This is a genomic window from Halorubrum sp. SS7 (assembly GCF_005435055.1).
GTDB classification, from domain to species: domain Archaea; phylum Halobacteriota; class Halobacteria; order Halobacteriales; family Haloferacaceae; genus Halorubrum; species Halorubrum salinarum.
The window spans coordinates 1-494 of sequence record NZ_SGXV01000185.1; the positions used below are offsets into that span (position 1 = coordinate 1).

The 494-nt window shown below is 66.6% G+C and carries 1 protein-coding gene; it reads right to left on the minus strand.

The window, feature by feature from the left end; translation table 11 throughout:
- Position 1: 1 nt before the first annotated feature.
- Positions 2-229, minus strand: coding sequence for a hypothetical protein (locus EXE44_RS17510; protein WP_137706028.1), 228 nt, complete (start codon positions 227-229; stop codon positions 2-4).
- Positions 230-494: the final 265 nt, after the last annotated feature.

Here is a 494-nt window from a genome sequence, read left to right on the forward strand (position 1 = left end):
GTCAGGAGTCGTCGGTCTCCTCGAACGCCTCGACGGCCGGCAGGTCGGAGACGCCCTCGTGTTGGCCGACGTACGCCGCCGACTCCGTCTCCGACTCGAAGGTCTCCTCGTCCGGGTACTCGCGGACGGTCAGGACACGTCCGTCGTCGACGGCGAACACGATCTCCACCGACCCGTCGGCGTGTCGGTACTCCGCGGCATTTCTCGCCGAGTCGCCAGAGTCTGCCATCCGCTCGTGTTCGTGTCTCAACGGCTTAGCCGTTTCGCCCGTGATCGGTGTCGCGACCCGGTTTCGACCGGGAGATCGGTCGATCCCTCGTCGCCCCTATCTGTTGTCGAGCAGGTCCGCGACGGCCGTCGGCTCGGCGACGATGAACGCCTCCTCTCGGAGCATCTCCTCGTCGTCCGGGAGGTACAGGAACTTCTCCGACTCGGTCCCCGTCGCCCGGATCCGTTCCCAGTCGTCGAGATCGTATCCGAGGTCCTCGCTGCCC